This window comes from Sphaerimonospora sp. CA-214678 (assembly GCF_050942215.1).
GTDB lineage: Bacteria > Actinomycetota > Actinomycetes > Streptosporangiales > Streptosporangiaceae > Sphaerimonospora.
The window spans coordinates 3,784,123-3,810,936 of record NZ_CP192056.1 but is presented as its reverse complement, the minus strand read 5'-3'; the positions used below and the strand labels follow the sequence as shown (position 1 = coordinate 3,810,936).

Genomic DNA, 26,814 nt, shown 5'->3' with positions numbered 1-26,814 from the left:
CCGTTCTCGAGGTCATGAACCATCCGCGCCGTCGGCGGCGTCCGGCCTCCCGGCGCCGCCCGAGGGCGCGGAATCGGTCAGTGCCGCCAGCATCGCGTCGAGTTCGGCCTCCGACAGGCCGGCGATCCAGTTCTGGTCGCCGACGTCAAGACCGGTGTGCGCGTCCTGGTCGAGCTCGCCGAGGATGTCGGCCATCGCCTGCAGGTTCGACGTCGTGAACAGCGTCTCCATCGGCACCTCCACCTCGAAGGCGGCGCGAATCCGCGACACGAGCTGCACGACCATGAGGGAATGCCCGCCCAGCTCGAAGAAGTTGTCCTCGGCGCCGATGCCGCGGATGCCGAGCATGTCCTCCCAGATGGCCGCCAGCGCCTCGGCCGTCTCCCCGTCCGGAGGGGTCACCGACCCCCGCTGCCGGGCCTCCGTGCGCTGGAGGGAGGCCAGGGCACGCTGATCGATCTTTCCGTTGCGGGTGAGCGGCAGCTCCTCCCGCACCAGGATCGTGGTGGGGACCAGCCAGTCCGGCAACGAGCGCAACAGTGCGCGCCGCAGCCGGGTCGGCGTCGGCGCATGACCTTCAGCGGGCACCACGCAGGCCATGAGCGCCTTGGCGCCCACGCGGTCGTCGGCGACGAACACCGTGCACTGCGCCACCTCAGGAAGCCTCTGCAGCACGGACTGGGTCTCGCCGATCTCCACCCGGTGCCCGCGGATCTTGAACTGCCGGTCCGCCCGGCCGAGGTAGGCGAGCTCTCCGTCGCGCCTGCGAACGGCGATGTCGCCGCTGCGGTACATCCGGGCGCCGGGGATCGGGCTGTACGGGTCCGGGAGCATCCGGGCGGCCGTCAACGCCGGGGCCCGCTGGTAGCCGAGTGCGACTCCGGCGCCCCCGACGAAGATCTCGCCGGGCACTCCGGCCGGCACCGGGGCGAGCTCGTCATCCAGCAGGTACAGCGTCAGGTCCGCCAGCGGCCGCCCGATCAGCGACGCGAACCGGCCGGTGTCCTCGTCGGTGAGCCGCCGGAAGGTCACATGAACCGTCGTCTCCGTGATTCCGTACATGTTCACCAGCTCGGGACGGCGATCTCCGAAAGTACGGAACCACTCGCTCAGCGCGGCGAAGTTCAACGCCTCGCCGCCGAACACCACATAGCGCAGGGAAAGCTCGACCGGCTTGGCCGCCGCCACCGGGGTGAGCTGCGCGAAAGCGGACGGCGTCTGACTGAGCACCGTCACCCCCTCGCGTTCGAGCGACTCCAGAAACGCGTCCGGCGCCCTGGTCATCCACTGCGGGACCACGACCAGGCGGCCGCCATGGAGCAGCGCCCCCCACAGCTCCCAGACCGAGAAGTCGAACGCGTAGGAGTGGAACAACGTCCAGACGTCGTCCTCGCGGAGGTCGAACACGTGCTCCGCCGCGGTGAACAGCCGCACCACGTTGGCATGCGAGACCACCACGCCTTTGGGCGAGCCGGTCGAGCCGGAGGTGTGAATGACGTACGCGGGAGCCGACGGGGGCACCGCCGCCGCGACCGCGGTCTCCGCGGCGTCCGCGAGGCCGGCCGCCCGCCAGTCCAGCGGGATGACCGGCGCCGGGGTGTCGGGGAGCCGGTCCGCCAGCCCGGCGCCGGCCAGCACCGCGGTGACCGCGCAGTCCGCGAACTGGACCGCGGTCCGGTCGCGCGGATTGTCCGGGTCGATGGGCAGGTACGCCGCGCCGCATTTCAGTACGGCGAGGACGGCGGTCGGCAGGTCGACCGTACGGTCGACGACGAGGCCCACGATCGACCCTGGTCCGACCCCGTTGCCGAGCAGCACGTTCGCCAGCCGATCGGACCGCCGGTCCAGGTCGGCGTACGACAGCCGGGTGTGTTCGTCGCAGACGGCGACGGCGTCCGGGCGACGCGCGGCCTGGCGCCGGAACAGCTCGTGCAGTGTGGCGTCGACCGCTTCCGGGACGGCCCCGCCGCCGATCAGCTCGTCGTGTTCGGCCGCGGTCAGCAGCGGCACGGTGCACAACGACCGGTCCGGATCGGCCGTGCCCTCCTCCAGCAGCCGGATCATCCACCGTACGTAGGATTCGACCGTGGCCTCGTCGAAGAGCGCGTCGTCGAACGGGAAGTAGCCCACGACGCGGTCGTCTTCACACCACAGCTCGGCCATCAGGTCGAAATGCGTCGCGCCGCCGTCCAGGTCCGCGAAGTCGACCGCGAGACCGGCCAGGTCCGGGGGCCTCGGGGCCGCGTCGCGCAGGCTGAACGACGTCTGGAACACCGGCGTCACGCCGGGCACCCGCGTCGGCGCCAGCTCACGTACCAGCATGTCGAAGGGCAGGTCCTGATTGACGAGCGCGCCGGTGAAGGCGTCCCGGGTGCGCCGGATGAGCTCGTGCAACGAAGGGCGGCCGCCGAGATGTACCCGGATCGGCAGCCAGTTCAGGAAATATCCCAGCATCTGCTGCAGCGCGGGCCGCGAGCGACCGGCGATGGGCACCCCGACGACCAGATCCTCCTGGCGGGTCAGCCGGCCGAGCAGTCCGAAGTAGACGGCGAGGAACGCGACGTTGAGAGTCGTGGAGTGCTCTTTGGCGAGCCGGCGCGCGGCCGCGACCAGGTGCGCGGGGAACTCGACGTGGCAGAACCTTCCCTGACTGGTCCTGATCGGCTGCCGGGGACGGTCGGTCGGCAGATCGAGTAGCCCGGGAAGATCCGCGAGCTGGGCACGCCAGAAGCCGAGCTGACGCTCGAGCGTCGACTCGTCCAGGGTCTCCCGCTGCCAGTAGGCGAAGTCCGGATACTGCGCCGGCAGCGGCGCGAGCGTCACCGCCGCGCCGACCTCGGCCGAGTAGCAGGCGCCGAGTTCGTTCAGGAGGATCCCCAGCGACCAGGTGTCGGAGACGATGTGGTGCTGGACGATCAGGAAGAGATGGTCCTCTTCGCCGATCTCGTACAGCACGCACCGCAGCAACGGCCCGGTGAGCAGGTCGAACGGCTCGGCGACGGAGGCCGACGCGTGGCCGCGCGCGGCCTGCCCGGGGTCGGGCAGGTCCCGGAACCGGTGCACGACGAGCGGCACGTCCATGCGGTCGAGCACGACCTGGCGGGGTGTGGTGTCCCGGAGCACGAAAACCGTACGCAGCGCCTCGTGCCGTTCCACCAGCCGGCCGACGGCTCGGCCCAGCGCGTCGACGTCGAGTGGGCCGCGCAGCCGCAACGCGGTGGGCACATTGAAGATCTGGCGCTGTGAGAGCAGTTCGTTCATGAACCACAACCGCTCCTGCTCGAACGAAGCGGGCACGTCGGCGAGCCCCTCAGGGCGCCGTGGGATGCTCCCTTCCGGGTCCGCGCGCCGGTCGGCCATGATCCGTTCCAGGAGGGCCCGTTGAGCGGGACTGAGCGCCGAGAGTCGCCGCTGCAGCGTGTCGTCGCGGGTCGTCTCGTCTCGTCGCTCGCTCATCTCTCCCCATTTCTCTCCCGCGGCCTCGGCGACCGCCGCGGCGCGCCGTGATCCGGCCATCCATGACGGGGCCGCGTGACGACGCCGCTCGAAACCGGACCGGATGACGGCGTCGCCCGGTTCCGGACGCGGACAGGTGGTGCCGTGCGTGCTGGTCGAACGTGTTCGGCGCAATCTCGCGGAGGACGGAGATCAGGCGTGGGCGCCGTACGGACCGCATCGCGGCACGGCACGGGTTCGGTGATCATGACGCACATGGTGGGCGCGTCCGGGCCGCCACCGTGTGCGAGGCCCTGGGCCTCTCGGGCCCGGACCCTCTGCCGGCGTCGTCGATCCGCATCGAGATGGAGTGCAGATTCTGCGGCATTTTCCGTCGAATCCCTCCTCGAGCGCCGTCGCAGTCTCGGTGGAGTCTCTTGCTGCGTCATCGTACTCGACATGCGCGGAGGGCGCCAGCACGCCGACCTGTGTGAGGTGCGGTCCTGTCCTCGCAGGCGTCATCCGTTTCCGCACGCCGAGCTGCCACGCCATGACAGTCGACAGGTACGGTCCCCATGAGCGGCCGGTGAAATCCACGTGGTGACTCGACATCGACACTACGGTGCGCCATGGTCCTCACGGTCCGGGTTCCCTTCGCTTACCGCGGTTCCGCGACTTCCGCACGCGGCCGCCCGATCTCTCCGGCGTGACCGGCGAAGGCCACAGAGCAGGTGTAGGGTTGGGGGCCCGTTCGATGTGAGGAGGCTACGTGAAGGTCAGCTGGGGACAGGTTTTCGCGTGGCGGATGCGACGGCAATACCTGGACCCGCGCACCCAGCCCACCGCGAGTGAGATCGTCGGCAGGCTGTGCGGTGTGCAGGCGCAGGTCTGGAGCGCCGCCGAGCTGGCTGTGGCGTTACGGCAGTCGGAACCCGACAGGGAGAGCGTCAACCGGGAGTTCGCCGATCTCTCGTTGATGAAGACCTGGGCGATGCGTGGAACCCTGCACCTGCTGAAGCCGAGTGAGGCGGGTGCCTATCTGTCGCTCATGGAGACCACGGCCTTCTGGCTCAAACCCTCCTGGCAGCGGGTCTCCGGCGTCACTCCCCGGCAGATCGACGAGCTGACCGACAAGGTGTCGGACATCCTCGACGGCGCGGTGCTCACCCGGGACCAGCTGGTCACGCAGGTCGTGGCGGACAGACGATTCGCGGGTATGGAGGACCGGCTCCGATCGGGGTGGGGCCAGGTGCTCAAGCCGCTGGCGTGGCGGGGGGTGCTGTGCCACGGGCCGAATCAGGGCAACAAGATCACATTCACGCGCCCGGAGAGTCAGTTCCCGGACTGGCGCAAGCGGCCGGAGCCCGATGAGGCGGCGCCCGTGGTGATCGAGGCGTACCTGGGGGCGTACGGCCCCGCCACTCCCGAGGTGTTCGACCGCTGGCTGTCGCTCAACGCTTCGAGCAAGCCGAGACTGCGTCAGTGGTTCGGCGACATGGGCGGCAAGCTGACCGAGGTCGATGTCGAGGGACGCCGCGCGTTGATGCTGACCGAGCACGTCGACGAACTCGCCGGCGTCGCCGAGTGCGAGGGCGCCCGGTTGCTCGGCGGTTTCGACCAGTACGTTCTCGGTCCGGGCACCAAGGACGAGGTGCTGCTTCCGAAAGAGCATCGGGCCGCGGTGAGCCGGACCTCCGGGTGGATCTCCCCGATCGTCGTGGTGGACGGCCGGATCGTCGCGGTGTGGGAGGTCTCCGGCGACGAGGTGGTCGTGTCCTCGTTCCCCGGCGGCGGTCCCCTGCCGCTGGAAGAGCTCGAGAAGGAGGCCGCGCACGTCGCGCGTGCGAGCGGGCTGAGCCGGATGACGGTGCGCGTCGCCTGAGCGGCGGGAGGAACGACGGGGCACCGGCCGGGTTCGCGTCGCCGCTGGCGTCCGCTCGGCGGATCCGGCGATGATCGGATCGGCCGGCGCTCTCCGGCGGGCACCGGTGTTCGCCCGCTCGTGACCCGGATCCGCACGGACCGGTGGACAAGGGGATGGTCGGGATATGACGAAGGACAGGGTGGAGCAGGATCTCGGGCCGTACGTCGAGCATCTGGGCCTGCGGTTCGAGGAGATCGGCCCGGATCGCGTGGTGGCCGGGTGGTCGGTCCGCCGCGATCTGCTGCAGCCGCACGGCATCCTGCACGGCGGCGTGCATTGCGCGGTGGTCGAGTCCGTGGCCAGTGTGGCGGCGGGCCGCTGGCTCGGTGATCGCGGCACCGTGGTCGGGGTCAGCAACACCACCGACTTCTTCGTCGCGGTGACCGAGGCCAACGGCCGGCTCACCTCGACGGCGGTGCCGGTCTTCCGCGGCGCCACCCAGCAGGTCTGGGCCGTGGAGACCGTGGACGCCGTGGGTTCCCTGGTCGCCCGAGGGCAGGTCCGGCTGCAGAACATGCGCTGAGCGGATCGCCCGCCGGCCGTCCGGGGTTCCACGGCGGAGCGATGTCGCCGTATGTCATCGAAACCTCACCGAAGGTAGCGATCGGCCGAGTAGCATGAGCCGACCGTTCCGATGGGAGTACTCGATGATCTGGCGTGCTGAAGTTCTCGATCAGCTCGACCTTTACTGGGAGTACCACCTGACGCCCCGGCTGACCGGCCCCACCGACGACGAGTACTACTGGGAACCGGTGCCGGACTGCTGGACGATCCGGACCGGCGCCGACGGCCGGGTGACGATGGATTGGCAGGACCCGGTCCCGGAGCCGCCTCCGGTCACCACGATCGCCTGGCGCCTGTGCCACATCGCCGTGGACGTGATCGGCGCTCGGGTCAGCACGCACTTCGGAGACGGTTCGCTGACCAGGGCCACCGCGACGCCGCCGAGCACCGCCAAGGAGAGCGTCGACGCGCTGTACGAGCACTACCGCAGATGGCGCGACGGAGTGATGGCGCTCGACGACGCGTCGCTGCAACGCCCGGTCGGCGAATCCGAGGGCACGTGGGGGCATCGGTCGATGGCCACCCTGATCCTGCACATCAATCGTGAGGTCATGCACCACGGAGCGGAGATCGCCCTGCTCCGCGACCTCTACCGGGCCAGGTTCTCCTGACGCCCCCTCTCGTCGCCTCCGTATGCGTACGGGCCCTCCGCCGGTGAAGTGACGACCGCGGGGGCCGGCGTGCCCGCCACGGCCCCGATCACCGGTGTCATCATCACGGCCGAGAGCCGTACCGGAGGACCCGTGGTCCGGCCCGTCCGCGTACGGGCTCCGTCCGCGTGCGGGCTCCGGCGGCGTGCGGGCTCCGGCGGCGCCGCGATCCGCATACCGGATGTCGTAAGTCTCAGACTGAACACTACATGATGCCACAGGCCACCACATGTCGTGTCCTGGGTCTTGACGTGTGTGACCTCGTATGACATACATGGTGTGCCTTCGATGAGTTTGTTGTGTGGTCTCAGAAGACTGAACACGGCCACAGAAGACTGAACGGTCCCGCGGGGGAACGAGCCCCGCGGACTCATCCCTTGAGGGGAGAACGTCTGTGTCAGGTGGGCAGGTGACGGAGCGCGGGCTTGAGGACGTCAGCACCAACGATTCGCCGATCTACACGCTCTTCGATGCCGAGACGGTCGAGGAACTGACGAGGGAGCACATACTTCGCCTGGCGGTCGGCGTGCTGGGCGCGGTGCACATCAAGAACTTCTCCTCGCCCGACGACTGTGCGGACATCATGAAGGGCCTCGAGTCGTGCCCGCTGGGCGCCTACGACGAAGCGCTGATCTATCCGCGCATAGCGAAGCTGGGGCCGGCGGCGTACGACTTCTACGCCTCGGGCGGGCTGGACGAGCGCTACTGGGTCGAATCCGAGCGGGCCGTCGCGGCACGTTCGACGCTGCTGCGCGGCGCAGATCCGCTGGAGTTCGCCGTCCGGCGGATCCGGTCCGCCTGGGGAGATGACCTGGTCCCCGCGCGCTGCGGCGGCCGGGACATGTTCGCCGGGATGATCCGCGAGATCGCCAGCGGCGCGAAACTCCATTTCGACGAGATCGTACGGGAGTTTCCCGGCGCACTCGACGAGACGGTGGCGAGTTTCCTCACGCTCAACTGGTATCTGTCGATGCCGGAGGAGGGCGGCGAAACGCTCGTATGGCGCCACCCGTGGCGTCCGGTGGACGAGCCGTACCGCGACGGATACGGCTATTCGGAGGAGGTCGTGCGTGACGACCCGTTCGTCACCGTACGGCCGTCGGCCGGTGACGCCGTCATCTTCGACTCGCGTAACTATCACGCGGTGCGGCGGGTCCGCGGAAACGGCAGAAGGGTCACGCTGTCGTTCTTCCTCGGCGTCACCGGCCGGGGGCCGCTCGCGATCTGGTCGTGATTTTCGGTACGGCCGGTGATCGGGACTCCGGGAAGCAGGCACGGTATATGGCGGCACATGCGGACGGGCGGTCCGTGACCGGGCGCGTCGCGGTGGTGAGCGGCGGAATCCGGGGGATCGGGCTTGCCCTGAGCGCACGCCTCGGCAAGCTCGGATACCAGGTGATCGCGCTTTACCGGCAGAACGCCGCGGCGGCGGCGAAGGCGGCCGCCGCTCATCCGGAATTCCTGCTGCCGCGCCGGGCCGACGTGTCCGACCCGGTGGCGGTGCGCCGCGTCTGCGCCGATGTGCTCGGTGAGTTCGGCGCTCCGCGCGTCCTGGTCAACAATGCCGGGATCAATCGCGATCGGCCGTTCCTGGAACTCGGCGACGAGGACTGGGACCGGGTCGTCGGGACCAACCTGTCCGGCGTCTTCTATCTCACCAGGGCGTTGGCGCCCGCGATGATCGCCGACGGAGGCGGGGTGATCGTCAACGTCGGCGCGACGACCGCGATGCGCCCCAGGGCCGGCGGGGCGAATTACTGCGCGAGCAAGGCCGGCGTGCTGCAGCTGACCAAGTGCCTGGCGCTGGAACTGGCGCCGGAGATTCGAGTGAACTGTCTCATCCCGGGGTTCACCGATACGCCCGAGGTGGTCGAGCGCTACGGCTTGACCGACCCGGAGAGGCGGGCCGCCGTCCTGGACCGGATTCCGCAGCGGCGTATAGGTACGGCGGAGGACATGGCCGACGCGTTGGAATACCTCGTCGGGGACGCGAGCCGTTATGTCACGGGGCAGAAGCTCATTGTCGACGGTGGGAATTTCATGTGGTGATGCGGGCGGCGCTCGGTATCTCGGACATCCGCATGTCTGTGTCGTCCGCCAGACGATTGTCCATGCTCAGAGTCCGGGAGAAGAGGAAATATGCGACTCAGCGATGAACAGGTGCGGGACTATCGCGATAACGGGGTTCTGCTGGTCGAGTCGGCCTTCGACGCGGCTGAGGTCGAGGCGCTTCGGGAGGCGTTTCGCCGGGACAGCCGGATAGGCGGCGAGCAGCGGATCCTGGAGGACGACGGCTCCGAGGTCAGGGCGATTTACAGCTCACACCGCCGGCAGTCCGAGTTCGCCGCTCTGGTGAGCGCTTCGCGGGTGCTCGGCCCGGTGCGTCAGCTGCTCGCGGGCGATGTCTACCTCTACCAGTTCAAAATCAATTCGAAGCCGCCGTTCACCGGCGGTCACTGGGCCTGGCACCAGGACTATCTCGCGTGGAAGATCGCCGACGGCCTGCCGTCCCCCCGCCTGATCAACGTCGGGGTCTATCTCGACGAGGCCACCGAGTTCAACGGCCCGGTGATCTTCATTCCGGGTTCGCACCGGAATGGACTGGTACGGGACCGCCGGCGGGACGAGATCAGGTCGCGACAGCATCTCGACCCCGACGACATCAGTCTCACGCCCGATCAGCTGCGGTCGCTGGTGGCGGGACACGGGATGGCGAGCCCCAAGGGCCCCGCGGGCTCCGTGCTGTTCTTCGACTCGCAGATCGTGCACGGATCGGCGCCGAACATGTCGCCGTTCCCGCGCAAGCTGCTGATCGCGACCTACAACGACGTGGGCAACCTGCCGCGTGGCGAGCCCCGCCCCGAGTACCTGATCTGCCGTGACACCGCACCCCTGCGGGTCGAGGACAAACCGCTGGTCACTCTCGGAGGCGGGCCGTCATGAGCGGAGAGGTCACGATGAGCAGGGCGGTGGTCCTGGAACGGTTCGGCGAGCCGTTGGTGCTGCGCGAGTTCGAGGTTCCCCCGCCGGTCGCCGGAGGCCTGACCGTGGCCTGCCACTTCGGCGGCGTCTGCGGCACCGATCTGCACCTGCAGCGAGGACATCTGGACATTCCCACCCCGCTCGTGCTCGGTCACGAGGGACTGGGCACGGTGCACCGGCTGGGGGAGGGCACCGGCACGGACGCGACGGGGGCGCCGCTCCGGCCCGGCGACGACGTGATGTGGGCGTCGTCGATCGCCTGCGGCCGGTGCGTGTTCTGCAGCCGGTATCGAGAGCCGACGCTGTGCCGGAACCGCAGGACCTGCGGGGTGAACCGGCCCGTCTCTGCGGAGTCCGCCCTGTCGGGCTCGTGGGCCGACCACATCGCTCTGCAGCCGGGAAGCACCGTCGTCAGGGTCCCGCCCGGGGTGAGCCACCTCGCCGCGATGTCGCTGGCGTGCGCCGGCCCGACCATGGTCCACGCCATGTTCGAGCGCCGGCCGGTCCGGGTGGGGGAGGTCGTCGTGGTCCAGGGCAGCGGCCCGGTCGGCCTGGCCGCCGCGGCGCTGGCGCAGCTGGCAGGTGCGGCGACGGTCGTCCTCGCGGGCGGGCCGGCCCAACGGCTGGCGATCGCGGCGAAGGCGGGCATCGGCCACCACCATGTCAACGTCGTCGAGGCGGACGACCCAGCGGAGGCCCTCGCCGAGGTCGTCGAGCTGACCGGCGGCGGCGCCGACCTCGTCGTCGAATGCACGGGCGTCCCCTCGGCCGTCGGCCAGGGCCTGCGCCTGGCCCGGCGCGGCGGGTCGTACCTGGTCGTCGGCCAGTACACCGACAGCGGCGACACCATGATCAATCCTCATCAGATCGTCTACCGGCAGCTCGACGTCGTCGGCTCGTGGGCGTTCAGCGGCGCGCATCTCGTCGAGTACGTACGGCTGCTGCCGGCCCTGACCGGGCGGTTCGACCTGGAGAGCCTGGTGACGGCGTATCCGCTCGCCGAGCATGCCGCCGCGATGGCGGCGGTGGAGAACGGGTCGGTGATCAAGGCGGTGCTGACCGGCTAGTTCCGCCGATCGCGGTCGTGCTGACGGGGACGGGACGAAAGGAGCGAGGACCACATGCAGAACCAGGCCACGACCATGGACATCGCGGAGAAACGCCGGCTGCTCGCGGAAATGCTCGCCGGTACGGATCGAACGTCGGCCGGCCGGACCGGGCCGGTGTCCTTCGCGCAGCGCAGGTTGTGGATTCTCGACAGCCTCGTTCCCGGGAGCAGCGCCTACAACGTCCCCGTCGTGCTGCGGACGAGCACACCCCCCGACCCGGCGGCCCTGGCGGACGCGCTGGCGACGGTGATCCGCAGGCACGAGGTGCTCCGTACCGTGTTCGTGAGCAGGGACGGCGTCCCCGTGCAGCGGGTCTGCCCGGAATATCGGCCGGAGATCGACGTCCAGGACGTCAGCGGTGAACCCGACCCGGCCGGAGCGGCGAACCTGCTGGTCCGCGCCTCGATCAGGCGGCCGTTCGACCTGGCGGCCGGGCCGCTGCTCCGGGTGCTGCTGATCCGCGTCGCGCCGGACGAGCACCTGATCGCGCTGACCGTGCATCACATCGTCTGCGACGGCTGGTCGATCGTGACGTTGTTCCGCGAGCTCGACGGGCTCTACGCGCAGCTGCGCGACGGAACCCCCGCGAAACTGCAGAGACTCGAACAGCAGTACATCGACTACGCGATCTGGCAGCGGGCGCGGCTGTCGGGAGAACGGCTGAGCGAGCTGAACGACTACTGGCGCGCCCGCCTCGACGGGGCGCCCGGGCTGCTGCAACTTCCCCTCGACGCGCCCCGGCCGGCGCACCACAGGGCGAACGGCGGAGTCCACGAGTTCGCCTACTCCGATCGGCTGCGCGACGACATCCTCGCGTTCGCGGCCAGGGCGAAGACGACCCCGTTCGTCGTGGTGCTGGCGTGCTTCGACGCGCTGCTGCAGCGCTACTGCGCGCAGGACGACATCGTGGTCGGCGTGCCGGCGGCCGGTCAGACCCACAGCGCGCTGCAGGGAATGATCGGATTCTTCGTCAACACACTGGTGATGCGCATGGACATGTCCGGGCGGCCCAGCCTCCATGAGGCGGTCCGCCGCGGGCACGAGTGCACGCTCGGCATGTTCGCGCACCAGGACATGCCGTTCGAGAAGCTCGTGGTCGAGCTCCAGCCCGACCGCAATCCGACCGTGACGCCGATCTTCCAGGTGCTGTTCAACTTCCAGACCGCGTCGAACGACAGGGTGCGGCTGCCGAACCTGGACGCCGACCTCGTGCCGTTCGACAGCGGGATCGTACGGTTCGACCTGGAGTTCAACGTGTTCGTCGGCGAGGACGGGATGGGGGGCACCTGGCTGTACAACCGGGACCTGTTCGGCCCGTCCGCGGTCGCCCGGATGGCCACGCTGCTGGAACGCATGCTCACGGCCGCGATCGCCCGGCCGGACGAGCCGCTGTGCGCACTGGACCTGTTCGACGCGGCGGACGCGGAGGAGATCGCCCGGATGGGCGGCACGGCGGAGGCGGATGCGGCGGCCTCCGTGCCGTCCCCGGACACGCCGGAGCCGTCCGCGCCGGTCGTCCGGGTGGGGCGCAGGATCGTGTCCGGAGCGGAGGCTCCGGCGCCGGACGGCGCGGCGGGACGGCCGTGGCGCCGGGTGACCGACGAGCTGGTGCCCGCCTGGCGCGCGCCCGAGACCGTCCCCGGGCCGCGCAGGGCGGCGGATCGCCGGCGCGCGTGGTTCGGCCTGCCGCCGCGCGGCGTCGTGGTGTTCGCCGCCGAGACCTCCACGATCGAGCTCGACGAGGCCATGTGGGCATTCGACTGCGGCGCGCAGCTGGTGCTGGTCGACGCGGCAGGCGGGCTGCCCGCCGCGGTGCTGCGCACGCTCGCCGACGAGGACGTCGACACCCTCCGCATCGCGCCCGGGCTGCTCGGCAGGGTGGTGGACGCCGTCGAGCGGGGAGAACTGTCGCCGCGCGTGCGCCGGGTCCTCGTCAGCCACGAGCCGCTGAGCGCCGAACTGGAGGCACGCTGCCTGCGCACGCTGCCGGACACCGAGCTCTGGTCGGTCTACCGCGTCGCCGGGGTCGGCGACGTCGCGGCCCGCAGATGCACCGGTGACGTGCCCGCGGGCCACGACATCGCGGGCACGGTCCTGCCGGGCGTGGCGGTCCGGATCCGCGACGCCGACGGCGGCCTGCTCCCCATCGGCGCTCCCGGACGGGTCTGGGCCGGCGACACGCCGGACGGCCAGGCGGCGACCGGCGACCTCGGCAGGTTCCGCGAGGACGGCACGCTGGAGATCCTCGGCGCGGAGACGGAGCAGATCCGGGTGCGACAGGTCCGGGTGCTGCCCGGAGAGCTGGAGTCCGCCCTGGTCGCGCACCGGGCCGTGGGCGACGCACGGGTGCTGCCGGCCGAGGGCGCCGCCGGTGCGGTGCGGCTCATCGCCTACCTGGCCCCGGCGGGACAGACGTGGACGGACCGGGAGGGGGATGAACGTGCCCGGCTCCGTGACGACGTGCGGGCGCACGCGCAGCGGTTGCTGCCCGGCGTCGTGGTGCCCGCCACGTACGTGTTCCTCGACGAGCTGCCCCTGACCGCGCGGGGCACGGTCGATCTGGCGGCCCTGCGCGCGATCGAGTGCGACGAGGGCCGCGTCGAACGGGTGGCGCCGCGCGACGACACAGAACGGCTGCTCGCCGACATCTGGCGATCCGTTCTCGAGGTCGAGGAAGTCGGCGTCCACGACAACTTCTTCCTGCTCGGCGGCCACTCGCTGCTGGCGATCCGGTTGATGAGCCGGCTGCGCCAGGCCACGCGGATAGATCTGCCGGTCAGCGCGCTGTTCCGGTATCGCACGGTGGCCGATCTCGCGGCGTGGATGGCCGGCATGTCCGGCGAGGCTGGAGCCGCGGGCGGCAACCTGGTCCAGATCCAGGCCGGGCCCGAGCCGGTGCCCGTGGTCGTCGTGCATCCCGCCGGAGGTGGCGTCTTCTGCTATGTGGCCATGGCCACGGCGCTGACCAACCGCACGGTGTACGCGTTCGAGGGCCGTCATCCCGGGCCCTCGCTGACCGCGCTCGCCGAGCGTTACCTCGACCAGCTGCCGGAGGAGGTGCTGAGCGCGCCGTTCGCGCTGGCCGGATGGTCGCTCGGCGGCGTGGTGGCGTTCGAGATGGCGCGTGTGCACGCACAGCGCAGCGGGCGGGTCGTTCCGCTGACCCTGATCGACTCGGCGCTGTTCGAGGGAGATCCCGCCGCGCGGGACGCGGAGGCGCGCCTGATCGACGGCTACCTCCAGAGCGTCTGCGCCGACTTCGGGCTCGACCTGCCTCCGCTGCCCGGCCTTGATCAGCTGTCGCCGCGACGGGTGTTCGCCGACCTGCTGGAGCGGCTCGGTGCGGCCGCGCCCGAGGTGCTGGACCTGGAGGAGATGATGCGGCAGTACGCGGTGTACCGCTCGCACATCCTCAACCTGGCGGCGTACCGGCCGCCGGGGCGGTACCCGGGGCCGGTCCACCTGTTCCGGGCCACCCGGTCCCCGGAGGCGACGGAGGCGATCTGGCGTGAGTACGCGCCCCGGCTCACGGTCGGCCGGATCGACGGCGACCACTACAGCATCATGCGCGATCCGGGGCTGACCGCGGTGGTGGCGCGGATCGAACGGCAACTGGCGGATCTCGATGCTGAGCGGGGGTCGGTACGGTGAGACACGGCGAATTCACCTCGGGCACGGTGGTGGGCGCGATCGGCGCGGCCGCGGCGGCGTACCCCGGGGAACCCGCGATCGTGGACGAAGCGCAGACCCTGTCGTACGCCGAGCTGTGGCGCGAGTCGGCACGGATCGGCGAACGGCTGCGGTCGCGCGGCGTCACCACCGGCGACATCGTCGCGCTGGCGGCGGAACGGTCGGCGGCGCTTCTGGTGGGGCTGCTCGGCATCATCCGGGCGGGCGCGGTGGTGCTCCCGCTCGACGTCACCTATCCGCGGGCCAGACTGCGGATGATGCTGGACGACAGCGGCGCGGCCGTGGTGGTCGGGCACGCGCACACCGTCGAGCCGTTCGTCTCGGACGGACGGGAATCCTGCATCATTCCCCGGGTCTTCGGCGGCGGAGACGACCTGGACGGGGACACGCTCCCCGAACCAGATCCGGCGTACGGCTGCTATCTGCTCTACACGTCCGGGTCGACCGGCCGCCCCAAGGCGGTGCTCATGCCGCACGCCGGCATCGCCAACCTGGTCCGCTGGCAGGTGGGCGCTTCGGTATGCGGCGTGGGGAGCCGGACGCTCCAGTACGGGGCGATCTCGTTCGACGTCGCGCTGCAGGAGATATTCGCCACCATGGCGTCGGGCGGAACGCTGGTGTGCATCGACGACGAGACACGCAGGAACCCGGTGCTGACGTGGGATCTGATGATCCGGGAGAGGATCGAGCGGATCTACCTGCCCTACGTCGGGCTGCAGTCGCTGGTGATGGTCGCCGACGAGGTCGACCTGGACGCGGCGCGGCTGCGGGAGATCATCCCCGGCGGGGAGCAGCTTCAGTGCACCAGGGCCCTGCGCGACATGATGAGAAGGCTGCCGGACTGCCGGTTGATCAATCACTACGGACCGGTCGAGACGCACGCGGTCACCTGCCACCCGCTCGGAGCGGACCCGGCGCGATGGCCGTCGCTTCCCCCGATCGGCGTCCCGATCCCGGGAAACCGCGCGTACGTGCTCGACGACGACGGCAGGCAGGCGCCGGTCGGCGAGATCGGCGAGCTGTACATCGCGGGAGCCCAGGTGTCGTACGGCTACTGGCGTCAGCCCGACCAGACCGCGCAGCGATTCCTGCCGGCGCCCGATGGTCACGGCGAGCGCATGTACCGGACCGGCGATCTGGCGCGCCGGCGCGACGACGGGACCCTGGACTTCCTGGGACGCGCGGACGACCAGGTGAAGGTCCGGGGGTTCCGGCTGGAACTGGCCGAGGTCGAGGCGGAGCTCAGCGACCATCCGGACGTGCGCGCCTGCGGCGTGACGGTGGCCGGTGACGAGGGCATCGACCGGATCCTGGTGGCGTTCGTCGTGACCGGGGAGGGCGTCGACACCGAGGCGGTCCGCGAGGACCTGCGGGCCAGGCTGCCCGAGCACATGGTTCCCGCCGTGCTGCACGTCGTCGACGCGCTGCCCCAGGTGCCGAGCGGCAAGCTGGATCGGCGCAGGCTCCGGGTGATGGCGGAGACCGGCATGACCGTGGTGGACAGCGCCCCACGCTGACGCCCGGGACGCCTGCGATCGGCCCGCACGGTGTGCGGGCCGTTCGCATCCGGCGCCGAGGGGTGCCGCCACGTGCGGTGGCGGCACCCCCGAGCGGGACGCGGGTCAGCCGGCGGGGGAGACCTCCGCCTGAAGGCCCGTCTCGTCGTACGGGCCGCCGGTCTCGCCGAACCGCACCATCAGCCTGTCGAAGATGATGTGCCGGCCGTTGTCGAAGTGCACCGGCGGCTCTTCTGTGAGCCGGAACACGGGATGTCGGGCGATCTCCGACAGCAGCACCCTGAACTCCATCCGCGCGAAGTGCTCGCCGAGGCAGCGGTGGATGCCGTGGCCGTAGGTCAGGTGCAGATGCGAGTTCGTCCGGTCGACGGAGAAATCCTCGGGGTCGGGGAACTGCTCGGGGTCGCGGTTGGCCGAGTCGAAGATCAACACGACCCGTGATCCCTTGGGAATCGTGATGTCGCGGATGGTGACGTCGCGGGTGGTGACCCGGGTGAACCGGTCGGTCGGGCACCACCGCCGCAGCGCCTCGTCCGGGAGCTGCGTCAGGAGCTTGGGCTCCCGCCTGATCCGATACTGCAGATCGACGTCCCTGCCCAGACACCACAGGACGCGGTTGACGGTGTTCATCGTGTTGGCGTGCCCGGCCACGCAGTACGACACCATGATCGAGCACAGCAGGTCGTCCGACAGGAATTCGCCGTCGACGCGCACGTTGGCCAGCCACGAGAGGTAGTGGTCTCCGGGGTTCTCCCTGGCGCGTCTGATCTCCCCGGCGAGGATGGGCTGATACTGCCCCCAGAACGTGCTGGCGTCGGGTTCCGTCGACAGGTACCGCCACATCGTGTTCGTCATCGCGCGTATCTCGTGCTGCGTCTCGTCGGACAGCCCGAGGGCCAGGCCGAGCGCGCTGATCGCGAAGGGCTGGGACAACTCGGCGACGAGATCTCCGTGGCCGCGTTCGACGATCGGCGGGATGAGCTCCGCCGCGAGTACGCGTACGCGGGACTCCAGGTCGCGGATCGCCTTCTTCTTCATCGGCGGCGCCATGAGCGCGCGGATGTGCGCCTGTTCCGGCGGGTCGAAGTCGATGGGGGTGAACGGCGGCATGCCGGCGGCACGGGGGAAGTGCACGCCCTCGGCCGAGCTGAAGGTCTCGTGGTCACGCAGCGCCGCCTTGACGTCCTCGTAGCGGGACAGGACCCACATGCCCCCGTGCACGGGGGAGTAGGCGACCGGGGTCCTGTCGCGGATCACGCGGTTGATGATCTCGGCGGTTTCCGGGGTGTACTCGGGGTCGTGGTAGTCGAATGTCGTCGTGAGCCGGTCGATGACGTCCTGCTTGGTTGTTTCCTCTGTCGCTGTCACATTTCCTCCTGACCACGTCGCGCCACGCCTGGGACCGGGCTTCGGGGAGGGATGTCCGGAAGTTCGCCGAGCCTCTGCCTCACGGCCGGGCGCCGCCGCCGATCACACGCCGCGATCGGATGTGGGCGGCCGTGTGCCCGGCCGTGCCGGGTGAAGCCGTCGCGCGGCCCTCCGGCGGGCGGCTCGCCTGCCGTGACCGGCGAACCCGAGGGGGCTCGCCGGGAGTCGTCCATGGCAGGCCCCTCTCCAGGGTTCGGAGCGCCGAGTGTTGAGTATTATTGAATCAGCATGTCATCGATAAAGGCAATATTGTGTAGACTCTGGTTGTCGTATATATGGCTTCAGTGTCCTGCGGTGAGGTGACATGACCGGCGACGGAAGGCCCTCGACACATCACGGAGAGTGACGATCGGGTGGGTGGCCCGGCGCCGCGCGAGCGGCGCTTCTCCTCTGTCCTGACCGATGCCGCCCGCGCCGGAGTCCGGGCGACATCGGGGATCGGCCGCCGATGTGATCGGCTCCGGGACGCCCGCGGCACGGCCGGACCCCCGGCCGTGGCCTCCTCCCGGACCGACGTCTTCCACTCGCGCATCCGATGAACGGTCCTGTTTCAAACGCCGTTCTCGAACACCTCTTCCGGTGTAGTATCTACGCACGCCTGCGCCGCATGCGGCGACTGGCTACGTATCGCGGCAGGGGATCCCGGCCTGCCTATCAGCGCACTTTTGTACAGACGGTACCTCCCCGATGTTGTGTATACGGAGTGATGCGAATGAGCGGCCAGGAAGCTACGGAATCCCGCGTGTCGGAGGAGAAGCCGAGACAGAGATCCGTGCTCTTCCGTAACAGAGACTTCCGGTGGCTGTGGTCCGGTGAGACCGTCAGCCTGCTGGGCAGCGAGGTCAGCGTCATCGCGCTGCCTTCGCTGGCCGTGCTCGCGTTCGGCGAGGGCGCCCTGGCCGTCGGTCTTCTGATGGCGCTGCAGTGGATCCCGTTCGTGGTGCTCGGGCCGATATTCGGCGTCATCACCGACCGGATGCGGCGCCGCTTCCTGATGCAGCTGGCGAACATCGCGCGCTTCGTCATTCTCGGGTCGCTTCCGCTGGCCGCGGTCCTGGACCAGCTCACGCTCACGCATCTCTACATCGCCGCCCTGCTCAAGGGCATCTTCGACGTCGTGTTCCAGCTCGCCTACCAGGCCTATCTGCCGCAGGTCCTCGACCGGGCCGACCTGATCGACGGTAACGCGAAGACGCAGATCAGCCGCTCGCTGGCGCTGATCCTCGGCCGATCCTTCGGCGGCGGGCTGGTCAGCCTGGTCGGCGCGGCCCGGGCGATCCTCCTGGACGCGGTGTCCTATCTCATCGCCGGCATCACCCTGTCCTTCATCCGCATGCGGGAGCCGGAGCCGGCGCCGTCGAATCGCGGCATCGGCGCGACGCTGCGCGACGCCAAGGACGGCGCTGTGATGACCTTCGGCAACAGGATGCTGCGTTACCTCACGCTCATGTCCACCTTCGGCAACATCGCCGTGTCGATGTGCCTGGCGATGGTCATCGTGTTCGCGTACCAGGACCTGGGCTTCTCGGCCGCCCAGGTCGGTCTCGCGCTGGGCCTCGGCGGGGTCACCGTCATGCTCGGCGCGATCCTGGCCGGAAAGATCAACGAGCGCCTGGGCATGGGGCGGACGCTGGTCTTCACGCACATCCTGCTGGGCGTCGCGCTCCTCCTGCTTCCCCTGGCGACGATCGGCGGCACGGGGTGGGCCTTCGGCGTGATCGTCGCGTCGCAGTGTCTGGCGTCGTTCACGACTCCCATCGGCAATGTCGGCATCATGACCCTCATCCAGAAGGCGACACCGCCCGCTGCCATGGGGCGCGTCGCCGGTGTCGCGCTTCCGTTCGTCTGGGGAGCACACGCCGCCGGGCCGCTGCTCGGCAGCGCGATCGCGGCGGTCTTCGCCACGTCCGTCGTGTTCGTCGCGGGATCGGCGCTGGCGTTCTGCGCCGTGTTCTGGATCGTCCTCGGGTCCGTGCACCGTCTCACCGACGACGTTCCGGAAGACCTGCGCGTCGTCGTGGTCTAGCCGGGCCGGGACACGCCGCGACGGCGGGTCAGACGCGCGACGCCGCCGGCAGGTCTCCTATCGGGGTGCGTGGCGCGCCGGCCGCCGCCAGCAGGATCTCCAGCACCTGGTCGATCCGCCGGTAGCCGGACGCGTGGTCCCACAGGTCGGTGTTCAGCTCCAGCATCGCCGACAGCCCGGAGGGGCGCAGCAGCCCGTGGAAGGCCATGTCGTAGCGGGCCGTGCCGTGGGTGAGGAAGCGGTAGTCGCACCCCAGGCCGGCGAACCGGTCCGGAATCCAGGACTCGAGCTGCAACTCGCAGGTGACCTGGTAGATCGGGTGCATCCCGGGCGTCCGGCGAGGCTGGAGAGTCTGCACGATGTCGGCGAACGGCGCCTGCTGGTGCTCGTAGGCGCGCAGCACGGCGGCGCTGACCCGCTGGACCAGCTCGTCGAAACGCGGGTCGCCGGAGAGGTCGAGCCGGACCGGGACCACGTTGAGGAAGCAGCCGATCAGCAGCTCCGCCCCGCGCTGGGCGCGGTTGGCCGTGGGAATGCCGATCAGGATGTCGTGCTGGCCGCTGAGCCGGTGCAGCACGACGGCGGCGGCCGCGCAGAACACGGCGAACGGGGTGGTCCGGCCGGCGGTGGCCAGTTCGCGCACCGCGCGGGCCGCGGCGGCCGAGGGAGGCCGCTCGAGGAACTCGCCGCGGAAGCTCGCCCGGTCGCCTCGGGGACGGTCGGTCGGCAGCCGCAACGGCGGCGCGCCGGACAGCTCCCGGATCCAGAACCGCCGCAGCCGGTCGCCCTCGGGGCCGTCCAGCATCCGCTGCTCGGCCCTGGCCAGGGCGGCGAAGTCGATCTCATGACGGGGCAGGACCGGCGCGCGGCCGGCGGCCCTGGCCTCGTAGGCGGTGCTCAGCTCCCGCATCAGCAGGGTCATCGACACCTCGTCCATGACCAGGTGGTGGAACAGCAACTGGGCCTGGTGGCGCCGCGTGTCCAGCCGGACGACCCGGGCACGCAGCAGCGGGTAGCGGGTGATGTCGAAGCCGATGAACGCGATCTCCTGCTCCAGCCGCTTCAGTTCCGCGTCCCTTCCGGCGTCGTCCAGGCCGGTGAGGTCGACCACCGGGACGTCGATCTCCGTGTGCGGATGGATCCGCTGCACCGGGAGGCCGGCCACCTCGGCGAACGTTCCGCGCAGCCCCGGCTGGTGCGCCACCACGTCGTTCACCGCCGCCGCGAACGCCTCCGGCCGCAGCGGTCCCGACAGGTCCAGCACCAGCGGGATGGTGTGGGTGAGCGAGCCGGGGTCGGCCTGCTCGGCCAGCCAGATCTGGCGCTGGCCGGACAGCAGCGGCGTCTCGATCACCGCGTCGAGGCGATCGGGTGCGGCCGGGACGGTCCGATCCACGCCAGCGGATGCCGCGCCGGCCTCCTCGATGGCGGCGGCGTTGTCGCCGGCGGGCGGGTCGGGCAGCCCGGCGACGAGTTCGAGCATGTCGTCGAGCTGCGGATTCGCCGCACGCAGGGTGGCGGTGAGCTCGGCAGGTGTGGGGTTCTCGAACAGCGTCCGCACCCGCACCCGCACCCCGAGGGTCTCCTGCATGTCGGCCGTCAGGCGGGTGGCGAGCAGCGAGTGCCCGCCGCAGACGAAGAAGTCGTCGTCCGGGCCGAGCGCGGGCTGTTCCAGCGCGTCCGCCCAGAGTTCGGTGACCAGTTCCAGCAGCCGGTCGTGGCCCGTCGCGCCGTTGGCGCCCGGCGGCTCGGATCGCGGCGGGCCGGCCGCGGGCAGCCCGGCGACGATCTCCAGCCGGCCCAGCGTGTCGCGGCGGGCGGTGAGCCCGGTGGGGGCCCCGGCCAGCAGCAGCGCGGCCGGTTGGTGCACCGAGCGCCCGGGCTCCAGCCGCAGGTCCCCGGCGCCGGCCGGTCCCGTCGCCCCGGTCATTCCGGTCATCCCGGTCAGCACCGGCCAGTGCTCCTCCCCGCGGGAGCGGTCGAGCAGCAGCGTGACCGGCGTGCCGTCGGGCAGTTCCATCCGCAGCGTCTCAGCGGGCCCCCCGCCGATCGCGCTCGTGCCGAGCGGGGCAGGGCCGGGTGCCTGCAGTTCCAGCTCCGGCACCCGCAGCCCGGGACGCTCCAGCCACTGCCGCAGCACTCCGGCGTAGTCCGCCACCAGCGCGCGTGCCCCGTCGGGCGTGTAGAGGTCGCTGTCGTACTCCAGCCACAGCCGGACCTCGTCCTCGGCGAATCCGATCTCGGCGACGGTGTCGAACCGGCCGCGTTCGCGTTCGACCTCCAGCACCCGCGCCGGCTGTCCGGCCAGGCTCAGCTCACCGACCGCGTCCACCCGGGGCAGGAACAGGTGCTGGATCAGCGTGGTCCTGTCGGTCGGGCGCGGTGCGGCCACGGCCTGCACGATCCGGCCGAACGGCAACCGGGCGTGCTCGATCGCACCCGCCACCGCTGCGGAGCAGCGGGCCACCGCCTCGGCCAGCGTGGGGCCGCCGCCGAGATCCAGCCGCAGCGGGACGGTGTTGGACAGCTGCCCGATGAGCGAAGCGAGCCGGGGAACGCCGCGGTTGGCCGCGAGCACGCCGAGCACCGGGTCCTCGCGGCCGGTGGAGCCGGTGATCATCGCCGCCCAGCCGGCCAGGCACAGCGTGTACGGCGAGCAGCGCAGGGTTCTGGCCGTGTTGCGCAGGGCGGGACCGCGGACTCCGGGCAGGACGAATTCCGTGCGCCGGCCGACTCCGCGCCGGATGCGCCGGCGCGGCCGGTCCGGCCGCAGGTCCAGGCTCGTCGGCACGCCGCGCAGGGTCTCCTGCCACCAGGCGGTGTCTGCGGCCTCGAAGGCCGGGAACAGCGTGGCGCGCTCCCACCGGACGAAGTCGCGATACTGCAGTTCCGGCGCGGGCACCGGTGAAGGGTCTCCGGCCAGCGCGGCCGAGTAGTCCGCGCTGAGTTCCGCCAGCAGCAGCCGGACCGCGGTGGCGTCCAGGAAGACGTGATGCGCCGCCAGGGCCAGGACGTCGCCGCCGGCCGGGCCGCCGCCGTGCAGCAGCAGGAACGCGACGGCGCCGCCGGCCGCTGGGTCGATCCCGGTGAGGGCGAACCGGGACAGTTCCCGATGCAGGTCCCGCTCCGCGTCCGCGACGCGATTCCGGGACGGGAGAGTAATCTCGGTCAGCGGCGGCGGCTCGGGCGCCGGCAGCACGACCTGGACCGGACGCCGGTCGTGCTGCCGTACGGCACTGCGGAGAATCTCGTGCCGGGACAGCAGCGCGCGGACCGCGAAGCCGAGGGCGTCCGGATCCAGCCGGCCGGGCACGGCGAGCCCCACACACTCGGTCAGCGGAGCCTGCTCGGCCGCCGAACCGTCCGCGACCCAGAAGTGCTCCTGAACGGCCGCGAGAGGTATGGAGTCTACGTAGTGTCTCATGGAGAAAACATAACCCGTGTGCAGCCACCGCAGTAGTGCCTGTCGGCGGCACAGGTCGCGGCTAGTGCCTTCTCGGCGAAGAGGCTGTACCGTGAAATGTGGTGTGTTGAGGAGACCACGCAGACGCACGCGCGCATCCACAACGGAACACGTACCGCTCGCACCGGCTTCCCCGCAGAGGAGTCACAGGGCATGACCTCACCATCGACCCGTCTACCGGCCATCCACGAGGCGAGCACGGATTCGACCCTGGTCTCCCGTGTCGAGGAGCTCGCCCGCACCACTCCGCGGGCGCCGGCGGTCACACACGGCGACCGGGAACTTACCTACGAGGAGCTGAACCGGCAGGCGAACCACCTCGCCAGGCGGCTGACCGGATCGGGTGTGACACGCGGCGACATCGTCGCCATGTACCTGGGCCGCTCGATCGAGTGGGTGGTCGGCATGCTCGGCTGCCTGAAGGCCGGCGGCGTCTGCATGCCGCTGGATCCGGCGGCCCCGGCCGAGCGCTTCCGCCGGGCGATCGAAGCCGGGCGGCCGGCCGCCGTCGTCACCGCCGTCCCCGGCCGCCGCATCGGGCGCCCCATGCCGGCCGTGCCCGGCGGGACGCCCGTGGTCGCGCTCGACGCCGTCGCCGTACCCGGGGACGACGTGCCCGGCCCCCGTCCGGCGCCGCTCGGCGAGGAACTCGCCTACGCCATGTTCACCTCGGGATCCTCGGGGACGGCGAAGATCGTTCTGGCCCAGCACTCCTGGCTCGCGCTCAGCGCCGCCCGCAGCGCCGCGATCAACGCCACCACGGGCGGCGACCGCGGCTCCTGGCTGGGCGCGGCCGGCGCCGGAATCGCGCTGCACGAGGTCAGCGGCCTGCTCTGGCAGGGCGCGCACATCGTGATCGGCGACCACGACGTGTACGCCGACCCGCGTGCGCTGCGGGACTGGCTGGTGGCCGAGCGGATCACGCAGTGCTTCGTGGTCGCCCCGGTCGCGGAGGTCCTGCAGAACCTGCCCTGGCCGCGCGACTGCGCCCTGCGGCTGCTCACCGTGGGCGGTGAACGGCTGAACCGGTGGGGGCCGGCGGACCTGCCGTTCGAGGTCGCCATCTCCTACGGCAGCCTCGAGGCGTTCCAGATCGCCAACTCCTGCCACCCCTGGCATCTGCGGTGCACCCCCGCCACGGCGACCGACGCCGACCGCGAGGCCGCTCCGCCGGTGGGCCGCCCGATCGACGGGGTCGCCGTCCACCTGCTGGAGGAGGACGGCCTGACCCCGGCCGGAGACGGCATCGGCGAGATCTGGATCGATTCCGACACCCTGAGCCTGGGGTATCTCGGAGATCCGGCGCAGACGGCGGACCGGTTCCGGCCGAACCCGTTCGGCAGTCCCGGCAGCCGGATCTACCGCTCCGGCGACGCCGGCCGGCTCCGCCGGGACGGTGTCCTGGAACACCACGGCAGGATCGACGACATCGTGAAGATCCGCGGCAACCGGGTCGAACTGGGCGACGTCGAGTGGGTGCTCGGCCGGCACCCGGACGTCGGCCAGGTGGCGGTGGTCGCGACGACGGACGGCGACCAACGCCGGCTGGTGGCCTGTTTCGTCGGGGCGCGGGACATCCCGCCGCTGGAGCTGCGCAACCACGCGGTGGAGCGGCTGCCCGACTGGATGGTCCCGGTCGCCTACGTGCAGATGGACGAGCTTCCGCTGAACACCTCGAACAAGGTCGACCGCCGCCGGCTGCCGCCGCCCGACTGGACCCGCTGGCGACCGGCGAGCACGTGGCGGGAGCCGGCGCCGGGGACGGAGACCATGCTGGCCCGGCTGTTCGCCGATCTGCTGCGGGTGGACCGGGTCGGCGCCGACGACCACTTCGTCGAGCTCGGCGGAGATTCGCTCCAGATGGCCCAGCTGCAGGGCGCGATCGAGCAGGAGACCGGCCGCTGGATCGAGCTGCCCGACCTGATGGCCGACCCCACGGTCGGCGGCCTGGCGAAGCTGCTCGACGACGCCACCGCGACCCCCTCCGCCGCGGTCCCCATACTGGATCCGTGGCCGCCTGGCCCCGCCGATCGGCGGCGGGACGGCCACCTGGACACCACGGCTGACACACTGTGTCACGGACCCACCATGGAGGCAGGCATGACCGTTGACGCTGAGACGATCGGCGAAGCGACGGACGCGTCGGGGACGGTGCCGCCGCCCACCCTGCTGATCGACTTGGCGACCGGCATGTGGCGGACGCACACCCTGACGGCGGCGATCGAGACCGGGGTGTTCGAGACCCTGGCGGCGGGCGCGGCGACGGCGCCGGAACTGGCCGCCCGTCTCGGCGTCGCCGATCGTCCGGCCGAGATCCTGCTGACCGCGTGCGCCGCGCTCGGACTGCTGGAGCAGCGGGACGGGCGCTACCGCAACAGCGCGCTGGCCGATCACTATCTGGTGCCGGGCAGGCCCGGCTACTTCGGCGACTACGTGCTGATGGTGGCCAAGCACACCGCGCCCGGGTGGACGCGCGCCGCCGAGGCGGTGCGCACCGACGCGCCGAGCAGGCCGGTGCGCGATCCGAGCCGGACCATATTCGAGGAGGGCAACACCCCGGACTACTTCTGGGACGCGCTGTGGGCGTACTCCACCCTCACCGCCCAGCGGATGGCCGAGGCCGTGGACCTGTCCGGCGTGGGCCGGATCCTCGACGTCGGAGGCGGGTCGGGGGCGACCCTGATCGCGCTGTGCCGGCACTACCCGCACCTGCGCGCGACCCTGCTCGATCTGCCGCACGTGTGCGGCATCGCGCGCAAGCGCATCGACGCCGCCGGGATGTCCGGGCGGATCGCCACGGCCTCGGCGAACTTCTTCACCGATCCGCTGCCTGCCGGGCACGACGCCGTGCTCCTGTCGATGATCATGCACGACTGGGACGAGGCCAGGAACCGGAGGCTCCTCGCCGCCTGCCTGGAAGCGCTGCCGTCCGGCGGCCTCGTGGTGATCAGCGAACTGCTGGTCGCCGACGACAAGTCCGGCCCGGTGGACGCGGCCCTGATGAGCATGAACATGCTGGTCGGCACCCTGGGGCGCAACTACACCGCGGCCGAGTACACCGGATGGCTGCGCGACGCCGGCTGCGCCCGGGTGCGCACGGTCCGCTTCGACGCGCCCGGGGCCAACGGCGTGGTGATCGGAGAGAAGGCGTGATGGACCCGCGGCAGCGGCGCTGGTTCCTGCGTGAGCCGTCACCCGAAGCGCCGATGTCGCTGCTCTGCATGCCGTACTCCGGATGCGGTGCGTCGATGTACCGGGCCTGGCCGTCCACCATCGGCGTGGCAGAGGTGGTCCCGCTGCAACTGCCCTTCCGCGAGAACCGGTCGCGGGAGCCGCACTTCGGCACCTACCAGCGGCTGGCCGCGGCCCTGCTGGACGACGTCGGGGACCTGATCACGGCTCGCCCGTACGCGCTGTTCGGGCACTGCGGCGGCGCGCTCCCGGCGTTCGAGCTGGTGGTCGAGATCGCGGCACGCGGCCTGCCCGCGCCGGACCGGTACTTCGTGTCCAGTCAGGTGGCGCCGCAGGACGGCCCCTGGGGCCGCTTCCTCGGCCTGAGCGAACAGGGTCTGCGCGACGAGATCGCCGGGCTGCTCACCGAGATGGGCGCGGCGGACTCCGCCGGCGAGCTGGTCGACCTCTTCATCGACGTGATGGAGGCCGATCTGGAGGCCAACCGGAGGTACTGGCGCCCCGGCGGCTCCATACCCTGCCCGATCACCGCGCTGGGCTGGAGCGACGACGTCGAGGTGCCGCACACCCTGATGGGCGGCTGGCAGGTCTGGGCCGACACCGAGAAGGAGGTCCTGCCGGGAACGCACTACAGCTTCCTGAAGGCGCCTGCGGAGCTGCTCGAGGTGCTGGCGCGCCGGCTCAGCCTCGGATCGGTCTCACCCGCGCCGGGGCCGGCCGGCTGAGCGCGTCCGGCGGCCGCCGGACGGGGGCCGCCGCGCTACCGCTGAGGATCACGCCGGTGGGGCGTGGCGCCGGCGCGAAGGAGGTTCCCGCGGCCGGCCGGTCGCCCGT

The 26,814-nt window shown here is 70.9% G+C and carries 15 protein-coding genes; 12 read left to right on the top strand and 3 right to left on the bottom strand.

The genetic code is table 11. From position 1 onward, the window contains the following. Window positions 1-12: 12 nt before the first annotated feature. Window positions 13-3,456, bottom strand: a complete 3,444-nt coding sequence (locus tag ACQP1K_RS17050; RefSeq protein WP_433496703.1) for a non-ribosomal peptide synthetase — start codon at window positions 3,454-3,456, stop codon at window positions 13-15. A 748-nt stretch (window positions 3,457-4,204) separates the two neighbouring features. Here ACQP1K_RS17050 and ACQP1K_RS17045 point away from each other — a divergent pair. The 9 genes from ACQP1K_RS17045 to ACQP1K_RS17005 all read left to right on the top strand — a co-directional run bounded on the left by ACQP1K_RS17045 (window position 4,205) and on the right by ACQP1K_RS17005 (window position 15,871). After that, a complete protein-coding gene (locus ACQP1K_RS17045) occupies window positions 4,205-5,317 on the top strand; it encodes a winged helix DNA-binding domain-containing protein (RefSeq protein WP_433496702.1) in 1,113 nt (370 codons plus the stop codon). A 166-nt stretch (window positions 5,318-5,483) separates the two neighbouring features. Then, a complete protein-coding gene (locus ACQP1K_RS17040) occupies window positions 5,484-5,882 on the top strand; it encodes a PaaI family thioesterase (protein ID WP_433496701.1) in 399 nt (132 codons plus the stop codon). A 124-nt stretch (window positions 5,883-6,006) separates the two neighbouring features. Next, on the top strand, window positions 6,007-6,534 hold the full coding sequence (locus ACQP1K_RS17035; protein WP_433496700.1) for a DinB family protein: 528 nt from the start codon (window positions 6,007-6,009) through the stop codon (window positions 6,532-6,534). A 448-nt stretch (window positions 6,535-6,982) separates the two neighbouring features. Next, window positions 6,983-7,807 carry a 2OG-Fe(II)-dependent halogenase WelO5 family protein gene (locus ACQP1K_RS17030; RefSeq protein WP_433496699.1) on the top strand — a complete coding sequence of 275 codons (825 nt, stop codon included), beginning with the start codon at window positions 6,983-6,985 and terminating at the stop codon, window positions 7,805-7,807. A gap of 74 nt (window positions 7,808-7,881) precedes the next feature. Continuing rightward, the gene (locus ACQP1K_RS17025; RefSeq protein WP_433496698.1) at window positions 7,882-8,622 is read left to right on the top strand and encodes an SDR family NAD(P)-dependent oxidoreductase; all 741 of its coding nucleotides are present in this window, start codon (window positions 7,882-7,884) and stop codon (window positions 8,620-8,622) included. A 90-nt stretch (window positions 8,623-8,712) separates the two neighbouring features. Then, the gene (locus ACQP1K_RS17020; protein ID WP_433496697.1) at window positions 8,713-9,516 is read left to right on the top strand and encodes a phytanoyl-CoA dioxygenase family protein; all 804 of its coding nucleotides are present in this window, start codon (window positions 8,713-8,715) and stop codon (window positions 9,514-9,516) included. Further along, on the top strand, window positions 9,513-10,622 hold the full coding sequence (locus ACQP1K_RS17015; RefSeq protein ID WP_433496696.1) for a zinc-binding dehydrogenase: 1,110 nt from the start codon (window positions 9,513-9,515) through the stop codon (window positions 10,620-10,622). Before ACQP1K_RS17020 ends, ACQP1K_RS17015 begins: the two co-directional genes overlap by 4 nt. 54 nt (window positions 10,623-10,676) lie before the next feature. Beyond that, window positions 10,677-14,315: a condensation domain-containing protein gene (locus tag ACQP1K_RS17010; protein ID WP_433496695.1), complete on the top strand. Its 3,639-nt coding sequence runs from the start codon at window positions 10,677-10,679 to the stop codon at window positions 14,313-14,315. Further along, window positions 14,312-15,871 (top strand): amino acid adenylation domain-containing protein, encoded by a 1,560-nt coding sequence (locus ACQP1K_RS17005; protein WP_433496694.1) that lies wholly within the window; start codon window positions 14,312-14,314, stop codon window positions 15,869-15,871. The genes ACQP1K_RS17010 and ACQP1K_RS17005 overlap by 4 nt, the downstream gene beginning before the upstream one ends. Before the next feature lie 105 nt (window positions 15,872-15,976). On the opposite strand, the gene ACQP1K_RS17000 is transcribed toward ACQP1K_RS17005, so the two are convergent. Continuing rightward, window positions 15,977-17,239 (bottom strand): cytochrome P450, encoded by a 1,263-nt coding sequence (locus tag ACQP1K_RS17000; RefSeq protein WP_433496693.1) that lies wholly within the window; start codon window positions 17,237-17,239, stop codon window positions 15,977-15,979. A 772-nt stretch (window positions 17,240-18,011) separates the two neighbouring features. Between ACQP1K_RS17000 and ACQP1K_RS16995 the strand changes: the two genes are divergently transcribed. Beyond that, window positions 18,012-19,325 (top strand): MFS transporter, encoded by a 1,314-nt coding sequence (locus ACQP1K_RS16995; protein WP_433496692.1) that lies wholly within the window; start codon window positions 18,012-18,014, stop codon window positions 19,323-19,325. Between the two features lie 28 nt (window positions 19,326-19,353). Here ACQP1K_RS16995 and ACQP1K_RS16990 read toward each other — a convergent pair whose 3' ends face one another. After that, window positions 19,354-22,749 carry a condensation domain-containing protein gene (locus tag ACQP1K_RS16990; protein ID WP_433496691.1) on the bottom strand — a complete coding sequence of 1,132 codons (3,396 nt, stop codon included), beginning with the start codon at window positions 22,747-22,749 and terminating at the stop codon, window positions 19,354-19,356. Between the two features lie 192 nt (window positions 22,750-22,941). Between ACQP1K_RS16990 and ACQP1K_RS16985 the strand changes: the two genes are divergently transcribed. Both ACQP1K_RS16985 and ACQP1K_RS16980 read left to right on the top strand, forming a co-directional pair. Then, window positions 22,942-25,941, top strand: coding sequence for an AMP-binding protein (locus ACQP1K_RS16985; protein ID WP_433496690.1), 3,000 nt, complete (start codon window positions 22,942-22,944; stop codon window positions 25,939-25,941). After that, the gene (locus ACQP1K_RS16980; protein ID WP_433501564.1) at window positions 25,941-26,705 is read left to right on the top strand and encodes a thioesterase II family protein; all 765 of its coding nucleotides are present in this window, start codon (window positions 25,941-25,943) and stop codon (window positions 26,703-26,705) included. Before ACQP1K_RS16985 ends, ACQP1K_RS16980 begins: the two co-directional genes overlap by 1 nt. The last annotated feature ends 109 nt before the right edge of the window (window positions 26,706-26,814 follow it).

Excerpts from the sequence above, each read along its gene's own strand:
- ACQP1K_RS17040 (WP_433496701.1), top strand. The coding sequence starts at position 5,484 with ATGACGAAGGACAGGGTGGAGCAGGATCTCGGGCCGTACGTCGAGCAT.
- ACQP1K_RS16995 (WP_433496692.1), top strand. The coding sequence starts at position 18,012 with ATGAGCGGCCAGGAAGCTACGGAATCCCGCGTGTCGGAGGAGAAGCCG.
- ACQP1K_RS17010 (WP_433496695.1), top strand. The coding sequence starts at position 10,677 with ATGCAGAACCAGGCCACGACCATGGACATCGCGGAGAAACGCCGGCTG.
- ACQP1K_RS17035 (WP_433496700.1), top strand. The coding sequence starts at position 6,007 with ATGATCTGGCGTGCTGAAGTTCTCGATCAGCTCGACCTTTACTGGGAG.
- ACQP1K_RS17050 (WP_433496703.1), bottom strand. The coding sequence starts at position 3,456 with ATGAGCGAGCGACGAGACGAGACGACCCGCGACGACACGCTGCAGCGG.
- ACQP1K_RS16985 (WP_433496690.1), top strand. The coding sequence starts at position 22,942 with ATGACCTCACCATCGACCCGTCTACCGGCCATCCACGAGGCGAGCACG.
- ACQP1K_RS17015 (WP_433496696.1), top strand. The coding sequence starts at position 9,513 with ATGAGCGGAGAGGTCACGATGAGCAGGGCGGTGGTCCTGGAACGGTTC.
- ACQP1K_RS16990 (WP_433496691.1), bottom strand. The coding sequence starts at position 22,749 with ATGAGACACTACGTAGACTCCATACCTCTCGCGGCCGTTCAGGAGCAC.
- ACQP1K_RS17020 (WP_433496697.1), top strand. The coding sequence starts at position 8,713 with ATGCGACTCAGCGATGAACAGGTGCGGGACTATCGCGATAACGGGGTT.
- ACQP1K_RS16980 (WP_433501564.1), top strand. The coding sequence starts at position 25,941 with ATGGACCCGCGGCAGCGGCGCTGGTTCCTGCGTGAGCCGTCACCCGAA.